This is a genomic window from Flavobacterium sp. 25HG05S-40, from assembly GCF_052654735.1.
Window position 1 is genome coordinate 128,723 of sequence record NZ_CP199750.1, and the last position, 19,910, is coordinate 148,632.

Genomic DNA, 19,910 nt, shown 5'->3' on the forward strand with positions numbered 1-19,910 from the left:
ATAATGACAACTAAGACAAATTCAGACACATTATTAGAAGCTTTAGAACAAAAGTTTGATGCCATCAATCAAAAAACGGAAACACATCTTGAAGGATTGCTTTGGTCAAAACCGATTACTTATTGGGATTATATTCAAACTGATGCTTTGCTGAATTTGCAGACTCAAAGAACCTTATTGCCCGATGAGATGGTATTTATTATGTACCATCAAGTAAATGAGTTGTTGTTTAAAATGATATTATGGGAAATCAATCAGCTTTGTCATAACGAAAAACCAACAACGGACTTTTTTACTGAGAAATTGAGAAGAATTAGCCGCTATTTTGATATGCTAACGACTTCTTTTGATATCATGGGTGACGGAATGGAAGTCGATCAATACATGAAATTCAGAAATACATTAACACCAGCAAGTGGTTTTCAAAGCGCTCAATACCGTTTAATTGAGTTCTCCTCAACAGATTTAATAAATCTTATAGATTATCGCTTCAGAGCGACCATCGATAGAAATACGCCTTATTCTCATGCTTTTGAACATTTGTATTGGCAAGCCGCAGGAAAAGATTATCATACAGGCGAAAAATCCTATCTGATTTTAGAATTCGAAAGAAAGTACCGAGAGGAATTTCTTCGCTATATGGAAGAATACAACACTATTAATATCTGGCAAAAATTTAAACAGTTACCAAAAGATGACCAAAAGAATACTGAACTTATAAAAGCAATGCGTCACTATGACCACACAGTCAATATAACTTGGGTTATGGGGCACTTAAATGCCGCTAAAAAATATATTGAAAGTGGCAAAGGCTCCGGTGAAGCAACTGGAGGAAGTGATTGGAAGAAATACATGCATCCAAAATACCAACGCAGAATATTTTTCCCGGAACTTTGGTCGGAAGAAGAATTAAAAAATTGGGGAGAAGGATATTAAGAATAGCATGATGTCAAAAATCTTTCAAAAAATAATTTTAATCCTCTTTTTAGCTGCGTTCACTTTATCTTGTAATAAAACTAAAGAAGAAGAAATCATTGTCACTAAGACCAAACCTAAATTGGTCGAATTTGGTTTCAATCTGCACGATTTCAACATTGTACATGATACTATTCAATCAGGAGACACCTTTGGAAGTATTTTAGAAAGTCAAAATCTTAACGGAAATCAGGTCTACGACATTGTTGCCAAAGTCAAAGACACCTTTGACGTCAGAAGTATCAGAAAAGGGAAACCCTTTACCATTCTTCGCAGTAAAGACAAAACCAATAAAATACAGATTTTCATCTATCAGCCGGACCGATTGAATTATTATGTAGTAGACTTCAGAGATTCAATTACTGCACACAAAAAAGCAAGACCGCTAACTTTTAAAACCAGAACGATAGCAGGAGCATTAAATGGTTCTTTGTCTGAAACTCTTCAGAATATGAAAGTGGACCCATCTTTAGCGCCAAAGATTGCTAAAATATATGCGTGGTCCATCGACTTCTTCAAACTAAAGAAAGGCGATAAATTTGGATTGAAATTTACCGAAAGATATATTAATGATACTATTTACGACGGTGTTGACAGTCTTAAAGCAGCATTTTTTGAATACAAAGGTAAAAACATCTACGCTTTTTCATTTGCTCCTGATGAAAACACCAAAAAGCAACAATATTTTGATGAAGAAGGTAAAACACTCAAGAGTTTTTTCTTAAAAGCGCCTTTAAAGTTCATCAACATTACTTCACGCTACGCCAAAAACAGATTTCATCCAGTACAACTTATTTGGAAAGCGCACAAAGGAACCGATTATGCCGCGCCAACGGGTACCCCAATTATGTCTACTGCCGCCGGAATAGTAGAACAAGCCGGATTTACGACCGGAAATGGCAACTTTGTCAAAGTAAAACACGACAAGACGTATGCTACACAGTACTTACACATGTCCAAAATATTGGTTAAACGTGGGCAAAGGGTTACTCAAGGTCAAGTAATCGGGAAAGTAGGAAGCACTGGATTAGCGACAGGACCTCACGTTTGTTACCGATTTTGGAAAAATGGCGTTCAAGTTGATGCGCTGAAGTTGAAATTACCAACCGCAACACCTATGGATTCTAGGTATAAACAAAAATATTTGGAATACATCACGCCAATCAAAAGAGAGCTAGACAGTGTTGCTGCTATCAGCATAAAAAAATAACTACTATTTTTTTCAACTACAACGTTAGCGTAAAATTTTACCTGATTTTATACCAATCATATTTGTAGATTTGTCTTTCAAAATATAAAAAATGGCTTTACCAACGATAAACCCAACAACTACAGTTGCTTGGAAAAAACTAAACGATCACTTTCTTCAAATGCAACATGTTTCCATGAAGGAAATGTTTGCTAATGACTCCAATAGAGCCCAAAAGTTTAACATTCAATGGAAGGAATTTTTAATCGATTATTCTAAAAATAGAATCAACGAACAAACCTTCTTATTGCTTCAGGATTTAGCGAAAGAAGTCAATTTAAAGTCTGCCATCCAAAGTTATTTCTCGGGAGAAAACATCAATCAAACAGAAGATAGAGCTGTACTTCATACTGCTTTACGCGCTCCAGAAAATACAACGGTTATTGTTGATGGAGAAAACATTATTCCAGCAGTTTTTGAAGTAAAGAATAAAATGAAAGTCTTTTGTCATGAAGTCATTTCCGGACAAAGAAAAGGCTTCACCGGAAAGTCGTTTACAGATGTTGTTAATATCGGAATTGGTGGTTCAGACCTCGGCCCAGCGATGGTTGTGGAAGCATTGCAATTCTATAAAAATCACCTGAATGTCCATTTTGTTTCCAATGTAGATGGCGATCACGTAAACGAAATCATCAAAAAACTCAATCCGGAAACGACCCTTTTTGTAGTGGCTTCAAAAACATTTACCACACAAGAAACCTTGTCAAATGCCGAAACTATTCGAGCTTGGTTTTTACAATCGGCACAACAGGAAGATGTTGCTAAGCATTTCGTTGCGGTTTCCACAAATATTCAAAAAGTTACTGAATTCGGAATCAATCCTGATAATATTTTCCCCATGTGGGATTGGGTTGGTGGACGGTTTTCACTTTGGAGTGCCGTTGGTTTAACCATTAGTCTTGCGGTCGGATTTGATAATTTTGACGATTTACTAAATGGAGCAAACGAAATGGACGAGCATTTCAAAACCGCCGAGTTTGATAAAAATATTCCGGTTGTGCTAGCCTTATTAAGTGTTTGGTACAATAATTTCTTTGGTGCCGAAAGCGAAGCTTTGATTCCGTATACGCAATATCTTCAAAAATTAGCGCCTTACTTGCAACAGGGAATCATGGAAAGCAACGGAAAAAGTATCGGACGCGATGGGAATTCGGTAAATTATCAAACGGGAACTATTATTTGGGGTGAACCCGGAACCAATTCACAACACGCCTTTTTTCAATTGATTCATCAAGGTACCAAAGTAATCCCAACTGATTTTATTGGATTTGTAAAACCTTTGTACGGAAACCAAGACCATCACGATAAACTGATGTCAAATTTCTTTGCGCAAACAGAAGCGCTGCTAAACGGAAAAACAGAAGCTCAAGTCCAATCCGAATTCGAAAAGCAAAACCTCACTTCAGAAAAAGCAGATTTTCTCCTGCCATTTAAGGTTTTCACGGGCAACAAACCAACAAACACCTTTTTAATAGACAAACTTACTCCAAAAAATTTAGGCTCCTTAATTGCGCTCTACGAGCATAAAATATTTGTTCAGGGAATTATCTGGAATATTTTCAGCTATGACCAATGGGGCGTAGAACTCGGAAAACAGTTAGCCAACTCTATTTTGGACGAAATTAATTCAGGTGAAGTTAAACAACACGATAGTTCAACAGACTTCCTACTCAGACACTTTTTAAAACAGAAATAAATAACAGAAACCTCAACTTAGTTTGAGGTTTTTTTATGCCTTTTTCGTTATATTTGTTATTCTAAAAAAATAAACATGTACACTTTTATACAAAAATTCCATTCAGGCTGGGCATACTTAGCGTTATTGTTATTGGTTTTCGCAGTGGTTAATGCATTATTGGGAATGTCGTCTAAAAAAGAATTTACCGCCAAAGACCGAAAAATTGCTTTGTTCGGATTAATAGCCACGCATATCCAACTCGTAGTAGGTTTCATCCTTTACTTTATTTCTCCTCTCGGATCTGCCTCTTTTGGTCAAATGAAAGATGCCGCCTTGCGTTTAACGTCACTAGAACATCCACTTACCAATATTATCGCTATTGCTTTAATCACCATAGGTTGGTCCAAGCATAAAAAAGCAGCAACTAGTGAGGCAAAATTTAAAGCTTTGACAATTTTTTATGGCTTAGGTTTGGTTTTGATATTAATCAGAATCCCATGGAAGCTATGGTTCTAGCAAACAATAACTAAAGTCCTGACAAGGGCTTTTTTTATCAGGCACATTTTTTGTTATGTAGCCATCATCTAAAAACAAGCATCATGAATAACAAGATTCTTATACTTTTTTTGACTATAGCAACTACCTTCTTTGGTAGTTTCTTGGTTACTAACAAACCGCAACAAAAGGAAAAAAATAAAGACAAGGCCACCAAGATTTCCGAAACAAAAGAAAAGGAAAAAACCATCGCCATTACCAAAGTTGATACGGTTCAAAACAAACCTAAAACAGGTTTAGAGGTTGATACTTTTGACTTGGCCAATGTAAAATTAAAGTTCCTTAAAAAAAATGCGCACGCTTCGTACTACCACAACAAATTCAACGGAAGAAGGACAGCTAGCGGGAAAAAATTCGACAATAACGCTTACACGGCTGCCCATAAAAAATTACCCTTCGGAAGTATGGTTAAAGTAACCAATGAAGCGAACGGAAAATTCGTAATCGTAGAAATTACAGACCGCGGACCATTCTCAAAAGTACGTGAAATTGATTTGAGCCGAAGAGCCTTTATGGATATCGCTTCTAATAAGAATTCCGGTGTGGTCATTGTAACCTTGGAAGTCCTCGAAACTAAAAAGTAGCTACCAACTTTTAAAAGGTTTTTTGCTCAAATACGCATTGTAAAACCGCTTGTCATTAGTCACTTCCTGACCCAACCAAAAGGGTTTTTCAAAGGATTCAGATTCATCTTCTAATTCGATTTCCGCCATGATTAATCCTTCGTTTGCTCCGGTAAAAACATCAACTTCATAAACGTGTTGCCCTACTTTGATTTCGTGCCTTATTTTATCAATAACGCCTTCTTCACAAATGAGTAATAGTTTTTCTGCATCAGCAACCGGAATTTCGGTTTCCCATTCCATTCGCGTCGTTCCGGACGAATTCCCCTTTCCTTTAATGGTCAAATAAGCCTTGTCTTCTTTTATTCTGACGCGCACTGCACGCTCCGGATTGGAGTTTAAATAGGCTTGTACAATCCTTTTCGACGAAAAGGATTCTTTTATAAAATCATTCGAAAGCACTAAAAATTTACGTTCTATTTCTATCATTTTTGAGGGTTTATGCTGAGTTAATTTTTAGAAGCTTTTTCCAGCTTTCCACTGTATCTTTTTTGGTTTAAAAACCAAAAAAGGATGCCGTTGCAATCTGGGCTAGTGGTTTACATCTGACGTATTCATCAAACACCAACAACAAATAAACACTTGGAAAAGTAAATATATTATAAATTTGTGAAATGACGGATTCCATGACATACAGAAAGATTATCCATATCGATATGGACGCCTTTTATGCTTCTGTAGAGCAAATGGACAATCCTGAACTAAAAGGAAAACCTTTGGCCGTCGGAGGAAGCGAAATTCGTGGCGTAGTTTCGGCAGCAAGTTATGAAGCCCGAAAATTTGGTGTGCGTTCCGCCATGAGCGGTATTCAAGCCAAAAGGAATTGCCCCGATTTGATTTTTGTCCGACCTCGATTTGATCGCTACAAAGAAATCTCCAAAAAAATCAGAGCCATATTTCACGACTATACCGACTTAGTAGAACCTTTATCACTCGACGAAGCCTATCTCGATGTTACGCAGAATAAAAAAGGAAATCCAAGTGCCACCTTATTAGCGCGGGAAATCCGTCAACGAATTTTTGATGAAGTAGGCTTAACAGCATCAGCCGGAATATCCGTCAATAAATTTGTGGCCAAAGTCGCCAGCGATTACAACAAACCCAACGGCCAAAAAACGGTCAACCCGGAAGAAGTCGAAGATTTTTTAGAAAAATTGGACATTCGCAAATTCTACGGAATCGGGAAAGTTACTGCGGATAAGATGTACCATTTAGGCATTTTTACCGGCAAAGACTTAAAGTCCAAAACCAGTGAATTCCTAGAGGAGCATTTCAGCAAAAGTGGCCTCTATTTTTATAACATCGTTCGAGGCATCCATAACAGTCAGGTTAAACCCAACAGAACAGCAAAATCGGTTGCCGCAGAACACACCTTCAATGAAAATTTGACCTCTGAAATTTTTATGATAGCCAAACTGGAACGCATTGCATCCGAATTGGAAAATCGTTTAAAGAAATACAACATTTCAGGAAAAACGGTAACGCTCAAAATCAAATACAGCGATTTTACGACGCAAACACGGAGCAAGACATTGCCATACTTCATATCCGACAAAGGATTGCTTCTGGAGACCGCAAAAGAGCTTCTTTTTCAAGAACGGATGAAAGATTCTGTCAGGCTGCTCGGCATCTCTTTAAATAATTTAAATACCGAAATCAAGAAAACGGTGGTCGTGCAGCTGAAGTTTGAGTTTTAGACATAAAAAAACCTGCAAATTTTGCAGGTTTTATATTTTTAGTAGCATCAGTAATTAATCTCTACTAGATAATTTCGATAACAATCTTAGGAATTCGATATACAACCACACTAACGTAATCATTAATCCCATCGCACCGTACCATTCCATGTATTTTGGCATTTTTTGTTGTACGCCTTTTTCAATCTGATCAAAGTCTAGGAATAAATTCAAGGCAGCAATTACAATTACAAAAACGCTGATACCAATACTCATCAAGGAATTACCATGATGCACCGGTTGGAAGCTGGTAAACATCGACAACAACCAAGAAATTAAATAATACGTAGCAATAGCCAATGTTGCCGCAACAACAACCGATTTAAAGCGCTCCGTAACTTTTACAATTTGGTATTTATACAATCCGAAGCACACCATAAACGTTACAAAAGTGCAACTTACAGCCTGAATCACAATGCCAGGATACATCACTTCAAAAATAGCCGAAATCCCACCAATGAATAGTCCTTCAAAAATAGCGTAACCTGGAGCTAAAAACCCCGAATATTGTGGTTTGAATGTCGCAATCAAAACCAAGATTAGCGCTACAATGGCACCACCAATAGTGAATATCATTGGATTCTGTCCGCTATAGGCCATAGTCCACGTTACTGCCGCACTGGCAACTAACAAGATTAACATCAGGAAACTTTTATTGATAGTTCCTGAAACCGTCATGGTTTGATTGTAATCAATGACAACCGCATCATGCGTTACTTCGTTGTTTTCCTTAAACGATTTTGTTTTAAAAAACGGATTGTTTGAGTTCATAATAATGTATTTTTAAAAAAGTAAAAGTAATTATTCTATTTCAGATACACGCAATGTGTTTACCATTCCTTTATCGGCAACCGGCATAGCGGCAAGATTGATAAGCATATCTCCTTTTTTAACGTATTCTTTTTCTTTAGCAATATCGTTTACATCGCCAACGGTATCATCGGTACTTACAAACTTGTCATAAAAGAACGCATTAACACCCCAAAGTAAGCTCAGTTGTGTAAGGATTCTTCTGTTAGAAGTATAGACTAAAATATGTGCTTTTGGTCGCCAAGCTGAAATTTGGAAAGCCGTATACCCACTATTGGTCAAGGTAGAAATCGCTTTTGCTTTGATTTCATTCGCCATAATGGCTGCGTGATAACAAATCGATTTTGTAATGAAACGTTTGGTTCTAACGTGAGGTGGATTTTGAGGCACCATGATCAGTGGTGAATCTTCCACAGCTTCAATAATTTGAGTCATTTTTTCGATTACTTCTACAGGATAATTTCCAACAGAAGTTTCACCTGATAGCATAACAGCATCTGCACCGTCCATAACCGAATTCGCAACGTCATTTACTTCGGCACGAGTTGGTGTTAAGCTGGTAATCATCGTTTCCATCATTTGTGTGGCAACGATTACCGGAATACGTGCTGTTTTTGCTCGGTGAATTAATTTCTTTTGAATAAGCGGTACTTCGTGAGCCGGAATTTCAACACCCAAATCGCCTCGAGCTACCATCAATCCATCACAGAAAGCAACAATTTTATCGATATTTTCTACCGCTTCAGGCTTTTCTATTTTGGCTACAATCGGGATTTTATACGCCGAATGTTTTGCAATCAAATCTTGTAATTCTTCTAAATCGGCCGGAGTTCTTACAAAGGAAAGTGCTATCCAATCTACTTCTTGCTCAATAGCAAACAAAGCATCTTTAATGTCTTTTTTAGTCAGCGCCGGAAGCGAAACTTTGGTATTAGGAAGGTTCACTCCTTTTTTAGATTTTAAAGGACCACCTTGAATTACTTTACAAACCACTTCGGTAGTTCCGTTGGTTTCCAAAGCTTCAAACATCAGTTTACCATCATCTAAAAGAATTTTTTCTCCAGGATTGACATCTCTTGGGAATTCAATATAGTTCATGTAAACACGATCTTTGGTTCCGGGAACGTCTTCTGCCGTTTGAAAGGTGATAATGTCTCCTGGATTTACCACGACATCTTCTTTCATAACACCTACTCGAAGTTTTGGTCCTTGTAGGTCGGCTAAAATGGCGGTATTGTATCCAAACTCATCATTCAAACCTCGGATGATATCTATTCTTTCTTTTACGTCGGTATAATCGGCATGGGAAAAATTGATTCGGAATACGTTTACTCCAGCGTCAATCATTTTCTTAATGACTTCTTTCGAACTACACGCAGGACCAAGTGTCGCTACAATTTTAGTCTTTTTTCTTGTTGGCATTATCTTTAAAAAATTAAATTATTTTTTGATTTTATCTTTTCTACTTCAACCGAATACACGGCGCTAATTCGTTCTATTTTTTTTAGTTGATTAGTGATTTGAGTCATATCAATAGCTACTTCATCATTTTCTATTTTTAAAAAGTAATCTACTTTTTTAAATTCCGGAATCAGATATATTTTCGTTGACATGGTATCTTCGCTATTACTAAATAAGCCCTGACTAACGGTCATATTAGAAACCACTGCTTTATTCTGATTTTGAACCAAGCTCCACAAAATATCCTTCTCATCTTCAAAAACAAATCGGGTAAACTGGGTTTCTCCCTCTTTATTGCTGACCTGAAGATCACACTTGCTTTTTTTGAGATTGATGGGTAAATTCTGGTTGATGTAATAGGCTAGTCGAAAATCCTCTAAGGTGCAATGAATAGCTATTAGTTGATAATCTATCTCATCATATTCTTCTATATGCAATTTGTGAACTGTCATATACAGCAAAATTAGTGGTAAATATAGTTTATCTGTTACAGACTTTTACAAACTAGGTTTTAGGTTAACGTTATTTTATGAACGAAAACGATGTAGTTTTTGAGAAATTGTATTATTTACTGTTAATTTTTTCCTGAAGTGCAAAAAATGCGCGTTGAGATGCTTTTTCTTCTGCCTTTTTTTTGGAGGTTGCTCGAGCTTTGCCAATCACTTTTCCGTCGATGCTGAGTTTTACGCCAAAGTATTTTTGACCGTCAATGCCATTGTCATCAAAAACATCAAAATGGAAGTTTTTTTTCTCTTTTTGGCACCATTCAATCAGTAAACTCTTGTAGCTGATTACTTTTCCCTCAAGCTTTGCGATGTCCACATACGGAATCACCACACTTTTCTGGATGAACTTTTCGCAAAACGTATAACCTTTATCAAGAAAAATAGCGCCAACGAGTGCTTCAAAGATGTTCCCGTGAATGTTTTCACCAAAATGCTGTGTAGGGACTTTGCTGTCTACAAACCGAATTAAATCTAAATCGCGACCCAGTTCGTTTAAGTGTTCGCGACTAACAATTTTTGACCGCATTTTGGTCAGATATCCTTCGTCGCCTGTGGGGACTTCGTTGTATAAATGAGCTGCGATGACAGCGCTTAGCATAGCATCTCCTAAAAATTCCAAACGCTCATAATTCATAGCATTTCCTTGCGCATCCGTTCGGTTGGTCGAACGATGGGTAAAGGCCTTTTGGTAATAAAAAAGGGTATGGGGCGGAAAACCTATGATGGTCTGAATTTCTTTAAAAAAAATCCCGTCCTCAGTTGAACGGGAATTTTTAAATATATTTTTTAAAATTTTCATTCTAAAATTACTCAACTACTTTTTTGAATAAAACACAAGCGTTGTGTCCACCAAACCCAAAAGTATTGCTCATAGCCACATTGATGTCTCTTTTCTGAGCTTTATTCAACGTTAAATTCAAGCTTGGATCAATATTTTCATCCACCACAGTATGATTTATCGTTGGAGGAACAATACCATGTTTCATAGCTAAAATAGAAGCAATAGCTTCGATAGCACCGGCAGCGCCCAATAAATGGCCTGTCATCGATTTGGTCGAATTGATGTTGATGTTCTTAGCATGTGCTCCAAAAACAGCGCTAATCGCTTTCAATTCGGCTACATCGCCAAGCGGCGTTGAGGTTCCGTGCGTATTGATATGGTCTACTTGTTCAGGAGTCATACCCGCATCACGCAACGTATTTTCCATTACTGCAATGACCCCAATTCCTTCCGGATGTGGCGCGGTTAAATGATACGCGTCTGAAGACATACCACCACCGCCAATTTCACAGTAAATCTTGGCGCCACGGGCTTTCGCATGTTCGTATTCTTCTAATACTAAAGCACCAGCGCCTTCACCAAGAACAAAGCCATCACGGGTAGCGTCAAAGGGTCTTGAAGCTGTTTCCGGACTTTCATTTCTGGTGGATAAGGCCTGCATCGAATTGAATCCGCCCATTCCGGCAATCGTTACGGCTGCTTCAGATCCGCCTGAAATAATGACATCACACATTCCTAAACGAATGTAGTTAAAGGCATCAATCAAGGCGTTGGCTGAAGAAGCACAAGCAGAAACCGTGGTATAATTAGGCCCCATAAATCCGTTACGCATCGAAATGTGTGCAGGAGCAATATCGGCAATCATTTTCGGGATAAAGAACGGGTTGAATCGTGGCGTTCCATCGCCTTGCGCGTAGCTGATTACTTCTTCTTGAAAAGTTTCTAATCCGCCAATTCCGGCACCCCAAATCACACCCACTCGGTGTTTGTTTACATTAGACTCCGTGATTCCGGCATCTTTAATAGCTTCTTCACTAGCTGCAATGGCGTACTGAGCAAATTTATCCATACGGCGCGCTTCCTTGCGGTCCATGTAATTTTCGATGTTGAAGCCTTTCACTTCACAAGCAAATTTTGTTTTATGCTTTTCGGTATCGTAATAGGTTATTGGAGCAGCACCGCTTTTGCCATTTACCAGGGCATCCCAATATTCTTCAATGGAATTCCCAATAGGTGTCAATGCACCCAAACCTGTTACCACTACTCGCTTTAACGCCATAATTTATTTTTTACAATTGTATTTAAACAAATAATACCCATGTTTTCTTCAAATATAATCATTAAAGAGACAAGGGTATTTCAATATTTTGAGATTGAATATCAATCAGTGTTTTCTTTTAATAAAAATAATAAAAAAATCCGTGAAACTAGTTCAAGTCTCACGGATTTATACTTATTATTTTTTTGCTTCTTCGATGTAAGAAATAGCTTGACCTACAGTAGCGATGTTTTCTGCTTGGTCGTCTGGAATCTGAATATCAAATTCTTTTTCGAATTCCATAATCAACTCAACAGTGTCTAATGAATCAGCGCCTAAATCATTTGTGAAGCTTGCTTCTGTTACAACTTCGTTTTCATCAACGCCTAATTTGTCTACAATAATCGCTTTAACTCTTGATGCAATGTCTGACATAATTTCTAATTTTTAATTTTAATTTGTTGGCAAAAATAAAAAACTTTATTTTAAAACAACCTTTTTGTTAGTAAATGTGACCACGAAAATAAAAAATTTATTTGAGAATCTCCTATAATCATGGTTTTAATTCGGGTATTTATTCTTTTTTTTGTGCTGTAATTTTTTTACATATGAAATCGCCATAGCCAGTGGACAATAATTAAGGCGACGATTCCATATTCCATTGAAAAATCAATAGTATCATCGTATGAAAAAGATTTTGTTTTTTGCTTCGGGCACGGGTTCCAATGTGGAAAATAGTATCCAATACTTCAAAAATCACCATGATATTGTCGTAGTTGGTGTCTTCACTAACAATCCACACGCCAAAGTTTTAGAAAAAGCCCAAAAGCATCATGTACCTACACTCGTCTTCGACAGAACAGTACTTACCGAAGGTTTTGTATTGGATAAAATAAACGAACTGCAACCTGATTTAATTGTATTGGCAGGCTTTCTTTGGAAAATGCCCGAAGCCATTGTGGCAGCTTATCCTAATAAAATCATCAACATTCATCCGGCCTTATTACCCAAATATGGCGGAAAAGGTATGTACGGCATGAAAGTCCATCAAACGGTCTTAGACAATAAGGAAAAAGAAACCGGCATTACCATTCATTATGTCAACGAGCACTATGACGAAGGTGAATTCATTTTGCAGCAGAAAGTGGCCATTGAAGATTGCGCTTCCGCAGAGGAAATCGCGAGTAAAGTACAGCAATTAGAACATGAATTTTTTCCAAGAGCAATTGAGAGATTACTAGATTATTAGACTTCTTAGACTTCTTAGACTAACTTAGACTTCTTAGACTATCTTAGACTTCTTAGAAGAACTTTTATCTTTACAAAATCTAACAATCTAACAAACTAATAATCTAAGCAGTCTAACAATCTAAGTAGTCTAACAATCCAACAATCTAAGCAGTCTAAAAATCTAAGTAGTCTAAAAATCTAAGTAGTCTAACAATGTCTCACCAAATCCACATATACACTGACGGCGCTGCCAAAGGAAATCCCGGAAACGGCGGTTATGGCATTGTAATGGAATTGGTCGGAACAACCTATAAAAAGGAATTCTACGAAGGGTTCAGACATACCACGAACAACCGCATGGAGCTGTTGGCTGTAATTGTAGGTTTGGAAAAGATAAAAAATCCAAATGCCAAAGTTTTAGTGGTTTCTGATTCTAAATATGTAGTAGATGCTGTTGAAAAGAAATGGGTTTTCGGCTGGGAGAAGAAAGGCTTTAAAGACAAGAAAAACCCAGACCTCTGGATGCGCTTCCTTAAAATTTACCGCCAACATCAAGTCGACTTCAAATGGATCAAAGGCCATAACAACCACCCTCAAAACGAGCGCTGCGACGAACTAGCCGTATACGCTTCGGGTTTACCCAATTTATCCATTGATGCCTTTTATGAAAGGGAAGAAGCGAAATTGTTGTAATGACACTTGTAATGAGTCTCAGTCTCAGTCTCAGTTTTCAGTTGGTTCCCTATTGACGGATAGGTAAGGCAAGAAGTAGTACTCCATAAAGTGAACGTCAGTTCGAGTGATTCTCACAAAGTGAGAATTATATCGAGAACCCTCGCATAACGAAAGCTTCTCGATAAATCCGCTAAGGCGGACACTAGAAGAGACGGTCAAAAAGCGCTAAAAAAAGTAAAAACCAACGCTCGTTTCCTCAAAATCAATTCCACCACTATGATGGTTGCGAAACAGCTTCCTTATCAATCCACAATGCTATCATACTGCTTCCATAGTCAGTCCATAATTTTTAACAGTTTTTATGGACTCATCATGGACTCATTATGGACTCATCATGGACTCATTGCCCATCTACTATAGCATTACTACCAATTAATCCCCGCGAAAAGTAAAAGTTTTCAGCAATACCACCCCACCTAAAAGATATTTTCTTACTTTAGCACTATTCTATAACAAATACCACACAATTTTATCGGAAGGAATACCTATGCTTTTTCTTGAGTTCAGGGAGGAGAATTAGGTTTATGCTGTTTTTGGGAAACCGGATAGTGGGGGGATTGCTTTTGGTAATTGCAACGTTATTCAATACTTTTCGAGAAAGAAAAGATAAACAACAATTAAAATTATGATACTAAACAAAATTATTATCCATGAATTAAAGAAGGAAAGCGAAAGCAATCAAGTAGATTTAATATTTTCCGAAGAATTAATACCAAATAATCTAGAATCAACAGCATTAATCACTGCTCTTTCAGATAGTTATAAAAGTGATAGAATTTTATATGCAGTATTTGATAATTCAGAAGGAAAATATTTTCCTGAAAAATTTTATGAATATCGAGAAACGGATAGAAATAATTCTGACTTTATTACGTTTACAAGATTAGTTATGGGTAATTTAGTTGGATTAATACAGCCTATAACTTTTGCAACTGGTGGTTATTTTGTTTTTGCAGAATATGTGGATAATGGTTATAATTTTGTTTCTGTTTATCTAATTCGTGATGTTGAAGGAAAGATTTTAAGAAAAACTGCTAACTCTTTTTCTATACAAACCGTTGAATATGTTGACACCAAAAATTTGGCAATGGCTTGTCGTATAAATGAAAACAGAATTGATTTAGAGGAAATAAATTATTTATCATTTACACAATTACGACAACAAGAAGTTTCCGAATATTTTAAAAATTGGATTTCTATTCAGCAACTTGAATCAAGCAGTGACTATACAAAATCTCTTTACGAAATTATTACGCAAATTGAACCCCCAATAAATACTGACACAAATACACCTTATGAAATAGAAACTTTTAGAAATTTAGTTTATAATTATACATCGAGCAGCCCAACTGATACAGTAAATATAAGGGATTTAAGTATGCATTTTTATCAAAATGAAGATATAATTTCAGACTTTGCAAACAACAATAATATTTCTATCGACACAGAATTTAGATTTAACAAAAGACAATTAAAAAAGTTTATTAAACTTGAAGTAAATAGAGATGGTATCAATTTAAAATTTTCTCGTGGAGTTTTGAATGAAAAAATAAGATTATCGGCCGATAACCCAAATGTAGTAATAATTGAATCACAAAGTTTTGCGACTGCTTTAAGAAATGAAATTGGAAACAACTAATGTTAGAAACTCAAAAAAAAATATTTGAACTTTTTAATAATCCTGGCTTTGAAATTAAGGCAGATAAGATTGATTTTCTATTTTCGGAGAATGTTGAAAATCAGCTAAAAGCTTTAAATATAGTTTATGAAAAAATTAGAAACCAAATATTAAGTGTTGAAAAAGAGGATCTGCAATTAAAAATTTATAATGATTTTGCATCATATTTAAAACTCACGGAAGTAAATAATAACTTGAATGTTTTGATTTTAAATCAGACAGGTAAGCCTTATTCTCTTATTGCCGGGACAACCTACATTGATTTTAAAGAAAAGCCAGAAAATTACTTTTTTAAAAATGCCATTTCATTTTACAACTTTATAGATTTCTTAAAAACTCAAGAAATTGACAGTGAAGAAGCTTTTCATTTTGTAGACTATTTAAATGATGTGGCTAGAAAAATTGTTTTTACAAGTTTAACTGATAAGGGAAGATTAATAATTAAGTATCATAATGAAATATATCATTTCAACGAAAACTTTAATCTTAACAATTCTCTAGAAAATTTTATCACTTGTTTTGCTGAGCAAAACAACCATTTGCCTAAATTTTTAAAAAGCTCTATTATAGAATATGCATCAAGATATGATATTGAGAATAGAATTTTTAAAGTTTTTGAAGAATTAAATGATATTACAAACAGTGCAAGAATAAACTTTGAAATTTATTTAAATAACTTATCAATTGATCAGATAAGAAAAGAATATGATGAGTACAAATCAAAATACTTCAAAGAAGTCTCTGAAATTCTTAGTAATATAACCCAAAAAATTATTGGATTTCCAATACTTATAGCGAGTACTCTATTTGCAATTGAGAAAGTTAAAGAAAATCCATTATTTCTTATACTTTTAATTATTGTTATTTTAATTACTAATATATATATGATTTTATTACTTAAAATTAATTTTAATGATTTAACATATATTGATACAATATCAAATCAAGATTTTAAAACATTAAAGGAGAATAATTTCTTTACAAAGTATCCAGCTGAATTAGAAATTTTTACAAAAATAAAATCACGAATAATATCAAGAATTAAATATTTAACGATAATTACTGAATCATATTTCTGGATCTTAGGAGTAACAAATGTTGCGACAATTGGATTCGTGTTATTGTACCTTAATTTAAACTACACACAAATTTTTTTGATATCAATAATATTACTTTTCATTTTAGCAATGTCTAGAAATTATATTTTAAACGATATAGAAAACAAAAGCCTTGCATAACTTTAATCTGACAGAAACTTTTATATCTAATTTAATTTTTAATTAAAAAACTGTGGACAAAAAAAATACTATTGAAAATAAAATAAAAGGGGATCTTTTTGAAAAACAAGTTGGAGAAATATATGAAGGACTTGGATATAAGATTGAATCAAATAGAATTGTCGAGGGACAACAAGTTGATTTAATTGCAACCAAAACAGTCAAAGGTGCAGGTCAAGTCATTCTCATGATTGAATGCAAATATCTTACTAAAGGATCTGTTTCAAATCAAAACGTAATGGATTTCAAAAATTTTATAGAATCAAACAGATCTATACAACGAATTTCATCTGGTGTTTTAATTACTAATACATCTTTTAGCTCTACCTCACATTTGGCAAAAGGTCCTTATCTTAATCTTCTAACCATAAATGAACTAGAAACAACTTTATTTGATATTAAAGATTCTTTACGCACTATAGTATCTGACTATGAAAGAGATCCAATGTTTTATGATTTTATAACTTTAAGTGGATCAAAAGAAAGTGATAAAATTCTTGATGTTAAAGAGCATTTGTTAAAATCCATTGAATATGAAGCAAATACAACAAGCTTTGTCTCTGTTTTAGCTGACTATGGATCTGGAAAAACGACATTAATGCAAAGGATAAGATATGAACTAGCTAATAAATATTTATTAGAAAAAACCACAATAAAACCATTTTACTTAGAACTCAAGAATTTTCATAAATATTCAGATTTACAAACATTTATATCAATTACATTTTGTAAACAATTTAATCTCGATATATCTCAAGAAAAAATTTGGAAAGAAATTGACCGAGGTGGTTTCGTTTTTTTGTTAGATGGATTTGATGAAATGTCTCTACAAGTGAATAATAAAGTTAAACTTGATAATTTTATGATTCTGTATAGAATATTACTTAGCAATTCTTTTTCAATTATCACTTGCAGACCATCATATTTTGTTTCAAATAAAGAATACAATGATCTTATAAAAGCTATTCAGCATAAAGTAAACCCAACAAAAATAATACTTCCAAGCAATACTAGCGATTATATAAGAAGAAAATCAGATTTTAAAATATTAGAAACACAGTTGTCAACTAAATATATTAGTTCAAAAAATAGTCATAATGAAACAAATTCTAATAAATCATATATGACAATAACTCTCGATAGCTTTTCAGAGGAAAAAATTGATTTATTTCTCAAGAATTTTGAAGGTAAATTTCAAGAAGTTTGTAATTCTTCATGGCAAGAAGTGAAAGATTTTCTTTTATCAGTATATGATTTAAAAGATTTAATGAAAAAGCCCATTTTGCTGTCTATGATAAAGGACACAATTTTACTAGAAAAAGGGAATTACAAAAAAAGTAATATTAATTATGGTTCCTCAGCCTTATATGAATTATATACTAATTTAAATCTTGAATTAGAATGGAGTAAAGGAACAACAAGACAATTAATTGACAAAGAACAAAGAAGAGAGTTTGCACAAGCAATTGCAATTTTGATATACAAAAGTGATAAACCAGATATCGCCTATAACGACATTATTGATATAATTAAACAATATAAAAACAACCTTGAAAATATAAATAAATCGATTAGCAATTATGCAATAAAGGATATAGCTTCAGATATTCAAATATGCACATTTATTACAAGAGTGGGAGAAGATAAATTTAAATTTATCCACAGATCGTTTATGGAGTTTTTTGTTGCGAGATTTATCAAAGATAATCTTGATGATGAAAATATTTTAGACCTTATCAGCAGTAATAAAGTTCCAAAAGAAATATTATATTTCTTGGGTGGGTTTGGTGTTATCGAAAAGAAAACCAAATCAATGTTACTTAATTTAAGTAAAAGAAAATTAATGAATGATTCAAACTTTAAGAGAAATATATGTGTAGCAATAATTTTTTCCTCTCTTAAACATGATGAATTAAAAATTAATGAAACATTTATTGACAAAATAGATATAAAAAAAATTAATTTTTTAAATACAACATTTCAAAACCTAACAATAAAAGAGGTTAATTGGGGTTTTCAAACAATTAATTTATCAAAATTTATAAATGTTAAGATTGACAATTCCAATTTTGAGGATACAACTTTTGAGGATACAACTTTTGAAAATTGCGAATTAGAAAAATCGGAATTAATTAATCCAAATGGATACATATCATTAGTAAATTCAAGTTTTAATAATTTTCAACTTACTTCTACAAAAAAAACAAGTTTAGCTATAAATGGAAAAAAAATAGAATCTGAACTTAAAAATGGAAAAATTGAAATAGATAATTTAATACTAAAAGGTTTGTTAGAAATTAGACATGTAAAGTTCAAAAATTGTAAAATTTTAATAAATGAGAAAACTGAACTTAATGAAGAATTTATAAAATTCTCAAACTGTCAATTTGAAGACTGCCAATTAGAAATTTTATTAAACGACATTAACAAACTTAATTTCGAGTTATGTGAGTTTAGTGATTGTCAATTTTTAGGCTATTCGCTTCCTATAAATTTTAAACAAGTTAATTCCATTTATAATTCATATGGTTTCTTTTTCTCAGAAAATTTATTCTTTAATATAAAAAAGAATCAATATGCCTATGTCGCGAATGATGCAATTTTAAAATATGATGATGGTATTTTTGTTGTAAATCAAAACAATATTAGCAAAATAAAAATAAACAAAAACATTTTAGAACCGTTTTCAGATCTTAAAAGAGAAAATGATATAATTAAATTTAAAAGAGTTACATCCCATTTCATAAAAAAACACTTTCCTAAAGATCAAATAATTAATGAATTATTTTCAAACCTTATATTCAACTATTCATTAATAAATTTAATCAATAATTATCAATCATTTTGTGAAAAGAAATTGATGCCATTAGAAAATGTAAAAGAAATTGATCTTATTATTTCAAAAAACAAACTAAGTCAAAATTTGAAATTTGAAAATTTATTTAATGTTGAAATAGAGTCAACAGAAGTGATATATTTAATAAATGTAGCAGTTATAAAAAACAAACACTTATTCTTATGGATTTTAATGTTTTATTCTTCAAATAAAAATAAATACACTTTCCCCAGAAAAATATTTGAATTAGCCGAAAAAATTGTGGAGGATGCAATAATAAATTTAGATAAAATTGATAAAGAAAAAATTCTGACTAGTAAAGAAATGAAAATAATTGATAGACCGTTTACTAAATTATTAATTGATATTGAAACTAAACTAACTCAAGTAATAGTTAAACATTTAAAAGATTACTTAGACTAAAAATCACCCCCTCTCCCGCCCGAATCTTTCGTGTGGTACCTATCCCAATAGCACTAATTTTACCCAGAAATTGCTAAATTAGCAGTAGCAGTAATGCGA

Annotated in this window: 18 protein-coding genes; 11 read left to right on the top strand and 7 right to left on the bottom strand. The window is 33.8% G+C overall.

Translation table 11 applies throughout. The features are described from left to right. The first annotated feature begins 3 nt into the window (after window positions 1-3). From ACULEU_RS00545 to ACULEU_RS00565, 5 genes are all read left to right on the top strand, one after another. Window positions 4-936, top strand: coding sequence for a tryptophan 2,3-dioxygenase family protein (locus tag ACULEU_RS00545; protein WP_445453515.1), 933 nt, complete (start codon window positions 4-6; stop codon window positions 934-936). Between the two features lie 7 nt (window positions 937-943). Further along, window positions 944-2,185 carry a peptidoglycan DD-metalloendopeptidase family protein gene (locus tag ACULEU_RS00550; RefSeq protein ID WP_445453516.1) on the top strand — a complete coding sequence of 414 codons (1,242 nt, stop codon included), beginning with the start codon at window positions 944-946 and terminating at the stop codon, window positions 2,183-2,185. Window positions 2,186-2,276: 91 nt separating this feature from the next. Beyond that, window positions 2,277-3,920, top strand: coding sequence for a glucose-6-phosphate isomerase (pgi, locus tag ACULEU_RS00555; protein WP_445453517.1), 1,644 nt, complete (start codon window positions 2,277-2,279; stop codon window positions 3,918-3,920). 75 nt (window positions 3,921-3,995) lie between these two features. Then, a complete protein-coding gene (locus ACULEU_RS00560; protein ID WP_445453518.1) occupies window positions 3,996-4,418 on the top strand; it encodes a hypothetical protein in 423 nt (140 codons plus the stop codon). A gap of 83 nt (window positions 4,419-4,501) precedes the next feature. After that, complete coding sequence (locus tag ACULEU_RS00565) at window positions 4,502-5,041, top strand: septal ring lytic transglycosylase RlpA family protein (protein ID WP_445453519.1); 540 nt, start codon at window positions 4,502-4,504, stop codon at window positions 5,039-5,041. Here ACULEU_RS00565 and ACULEU_RS00570 read toward each other — a convergent pair whose 3' ends face one another. Continuing rightward, window positions 5,042-5,509, bottom strand: coding sequence for a CYTH domain-containing protein (locus ACULEU_RS00570; RefSeq protein ID WP_445453520.1), 468 nt, complete (start codon window positions 5,507-5,509; stop codon window positions 5,042-5,044). It abuts the gene before it with no gap. A gap of 185 nt (window positions 5,510-5,694) precedes the next feature. Here ACULEU_RS00570 and dinB point away from each other — a divergent pair, with 185 nt between their 5' ends. Next, window positions 5,695-6,777 carry a DNA polymerase IV gene (dinB, locus tag ACULEU_RS00575; protein ID WP_445453521.1) on the top strand — a complete coding sequence of 361 codons (1,083 nt, stop codon included), beginning with the start codon at window positions 5,695-5,697 and terminating at the stop codon, window positions 6,775-6,777. 54 nt (window positions 6,778-6,831) lie between these two features. On the opposite strand, the gene ACULEU_RS00580 is transcribed toward dinB, so the two are convergent. From ACULEU_RS00580 to ACULEU_RS00605, 6 genes are all read right to left on the bottom strand, one after another. Beyond that, window positions 6,832-7,593 (bottom strand): Bax inhibitor-1/YccA family protein, encoded by a 762-nt coding sequence (locus tag ACULEU_RS00580; protein ID WP_445454868.1) that lies wholly within the window; start codon window positions 7,591-7,593, stop codon window positions 6,832-6,834. 24 nt (window positions 7,594-7,617) lie between these two features. Then, entirely contained in the window at window positions 7,618-9,048 is a 1,431-nt protein-coding gene (gene pyk / locus ACULEU_RS00585; RefSeq protein WP_445453522.1) for a pyruvate kinase, read from the bottom strand. A gap of 5 nt (window positions 9,049-9,053) precedes the next feature. Beyond that, window positions 9,054-9,539, bottom strand: a complete 486-nt coding sequence (locus tag ACULEU_RS00590) for an IPExxxVDY family protein (RefSeq protein WP_445453523.1) — start codon at window positions 9,537-9,539, stop codon at window positions 9,054-9,056. 112 nt (window positions 9,540-9,651) lie between these two features. Next, a complete protein-coding gene (gene rnc, locus ACULEU_RS00595) occupies window positions 9,652-10,392 on the bottom strand; it encodes a ribonuclease III (protein ID WP_445453524.1) in 741 nt (246 codons plus the stop codon). 7 nt (window positions 10,393-10,399) lie between these two features. After that, complete coding sequence (fabF, locus tag ACULEU_RS00600; RefSeq protein WP_445453525.1) at window positions 10,400-11,653, bottom strand: beta-ketoacyl-ACP synthase II; 1,254 nt, start codon at window positions 11,651-11,653, stop codon at window positions 10,400-10,402. A gap of 177 nt (window positions 11,654-11,830) precedes the next feature. Then, window positions 11,831-12,067, bottom strand: coding sequence for an acyl carrier protein (locus tag ACULEU_RS00605; protein WP_007137004.1), 237 nt, complete (start codon window positions 12,065-12,067; stop codon window positions 11,831-11,833). A gap of 250 nt (window positions 12,068-12,317) precedes the next feature. Here ACULEU_RS00605 and purN point away from each other — a divergent pair, with 250 nt between their 5' ends. The 5 genes from purN to ACULEU_RS00630 all read left to right on the top strand — a co-directional run bounded on the left by purN (window position 12,318) and on the right by ACULEU_RS00630 (window position 19,811). Continuing rightward, a complete protein-coding gene (purN, locus tag ACULEU_RS00610) occupies window positions 12,318-12,881 on the top strand; it encodes a phosphoribosylglycinamide formyltransferase (RefSeq protein ID WP_445453526.1) in 564 nt (187 codons plus the stop codon). Window positions 12,882-13,075: 194 nt separating this feature from the next. Continuing rightward, window positions 13,076-13,555, top strand: coding sequence for a ribonuclease HI (gene rnhA, locus ACULEU_RS00615; RefSeq protein WP_445453527.1), 480 nt, complete (start codon window positions 13,076-13,078; stop codon window positions 13,553-13,555). 667 nt (window positions 13,556-14,222) lie between these two features. Beyond that, window positions 14,223-15,236, top strand: coding sequence for a nucleoid-associated protein (locus ACULEU_RS00620; RefSeq protein ID WP_445453528.1), 1,014 nt, complete (start codon window positions 14,223-14,225; stop codon window positions 15,234-15,236). Beyond that, window positions 15,236-16,513, top strand: coding sequence for a hypothetical protein (locus ACULEU_RS00625; RefSeq protein ID WP_445453529.1), 1,278 nt, complete (start codon window positions 15,236-15,238; stop codon window positions 16,511-16,513). The genes ACULEU_RS00620 and ACULEU_RS00625 overlap by 1 nt, the downstream gene beginning before the upstream one ends. Before the next feature lie 52 nt (window positions 16,514-16,565). Next, a complete protein-coding gene (locus tag ACULEU_RS00630; RefSeq protein ID WP_445453530.1) occupies window positions 16,566-19,811 on the top strand; it encodes an NACHT domain-containing protein in 3,246 nt (1,081 codons plus the stop codon). Window positions 19,812-19,910 lie beyond the last annotated feature (99 nt).

Bases quoted from the DNA above. Each gene is read 5' to 3' on its own strand.
- dinB (WP_445453521.1), top strand. From the start codon at position 5,695: ATGACGGATTCCATGACATACAGAAAGATTATCCATATCGATATGGAC.
- ACULEU_RS00590 (WP_445453523.1), bottom strand. From the start codon at position 9,539: ATGACAGTTCACAAATTGCATATAGAAGAATATGATGAGATAGATTAT.
- pyk (WP_445453522.1), bottom strand. From the start codon at position 9,048: ATGCCAACAAGAAAAAAGACTAAAATTGTAGCGACACTTGGTCCTGCG.
- ACULEU_RS00605 (WP_007137004.1), bottom strand. From the start codon at position 12,067: ATGTCAGACATTGCATCAAGAGTTAAAGCGATTATTGTAGACAAATTA.
- fabF (WP_445453525.1), bottom strand. From the start codon at position 11,653: ATGGCGTTAAAGCGAGTAGTGGTAACAGGTTTGGGTGCATTGACACCT.
- rnhA (WP_445453527.1), top strand. From the start codon at position 13,076: ATGTCTCACCAAATCCACATATACACTGACGGCGCTGCCAAAGGAAAT.
- ACULEU_RS00565 (WP_445453519.1), top strand. From the start codon at position 4,502: ATGAATAACAAGATTCTTATACTTTTTTTGACTATAGCAACTACCTTC.
- purN (WP_445453526.1), top strand. From the start codon at position 12,318: ATGAAAAAGATTTTGTTTTTTGCTTCGGGCACGGGTTCCAATGTGGAA.
- ACULEU_RS00570 (WP_445453520.1), bottom strand. From the start codon at position 5,509: ATGATAGAAATAGAACGTAAATTTTTAGTGCTTTCGAATGATTTTATA.
- ACULEU_RS00560 (WP_445453518.1), top strand. From the start codon at position 3,996: ATGTACACTTTTATACAAAAATTCCATTCAGGCTGGGCATACTTAGCG.
- pgi (WP_445453517.1), top strand. From the start codon at position 2,277: ATGGCTTTACCAACGATAAACCCAACAACTACAGTTGCTTGGAAAAAA.
- ACULEU_RS00550 (WP_445453516.1), top strand. From the start codon at position 944: ATGATGTCAAAAATCTTTCAAAAAATAATTTTAATCCTCTTTTTAGCT.
- ACULEU_RS00625 (WP_445453529.1), top strand. From the start codon at position 15,236: ATGTTAGAAACTCAAAAAAAAATATTTGAACTTTTTAATAATCCTGGC.
- ACULEU_RS00620 (WP_445453528.1), top strand. From the start codon at position 14,223: ATGATACTAAACAAAATTATTATCCATGAATTAAAGAAGGAAAGCGAA.
- ACULEU_RS00545 (WP_445453515.1), top strand. From the start codon at position 4: ATGACAACTAAGACAAATTCAGACACATTATTAGAAGCTTTAGAACAA.
- rnc (WP_445453524.1), bottom strand. From the start codon at position 10,392: ATGAAAATTTTAAAAAATATATTTAAAAATTCCCGTTCAACTGAGGAC.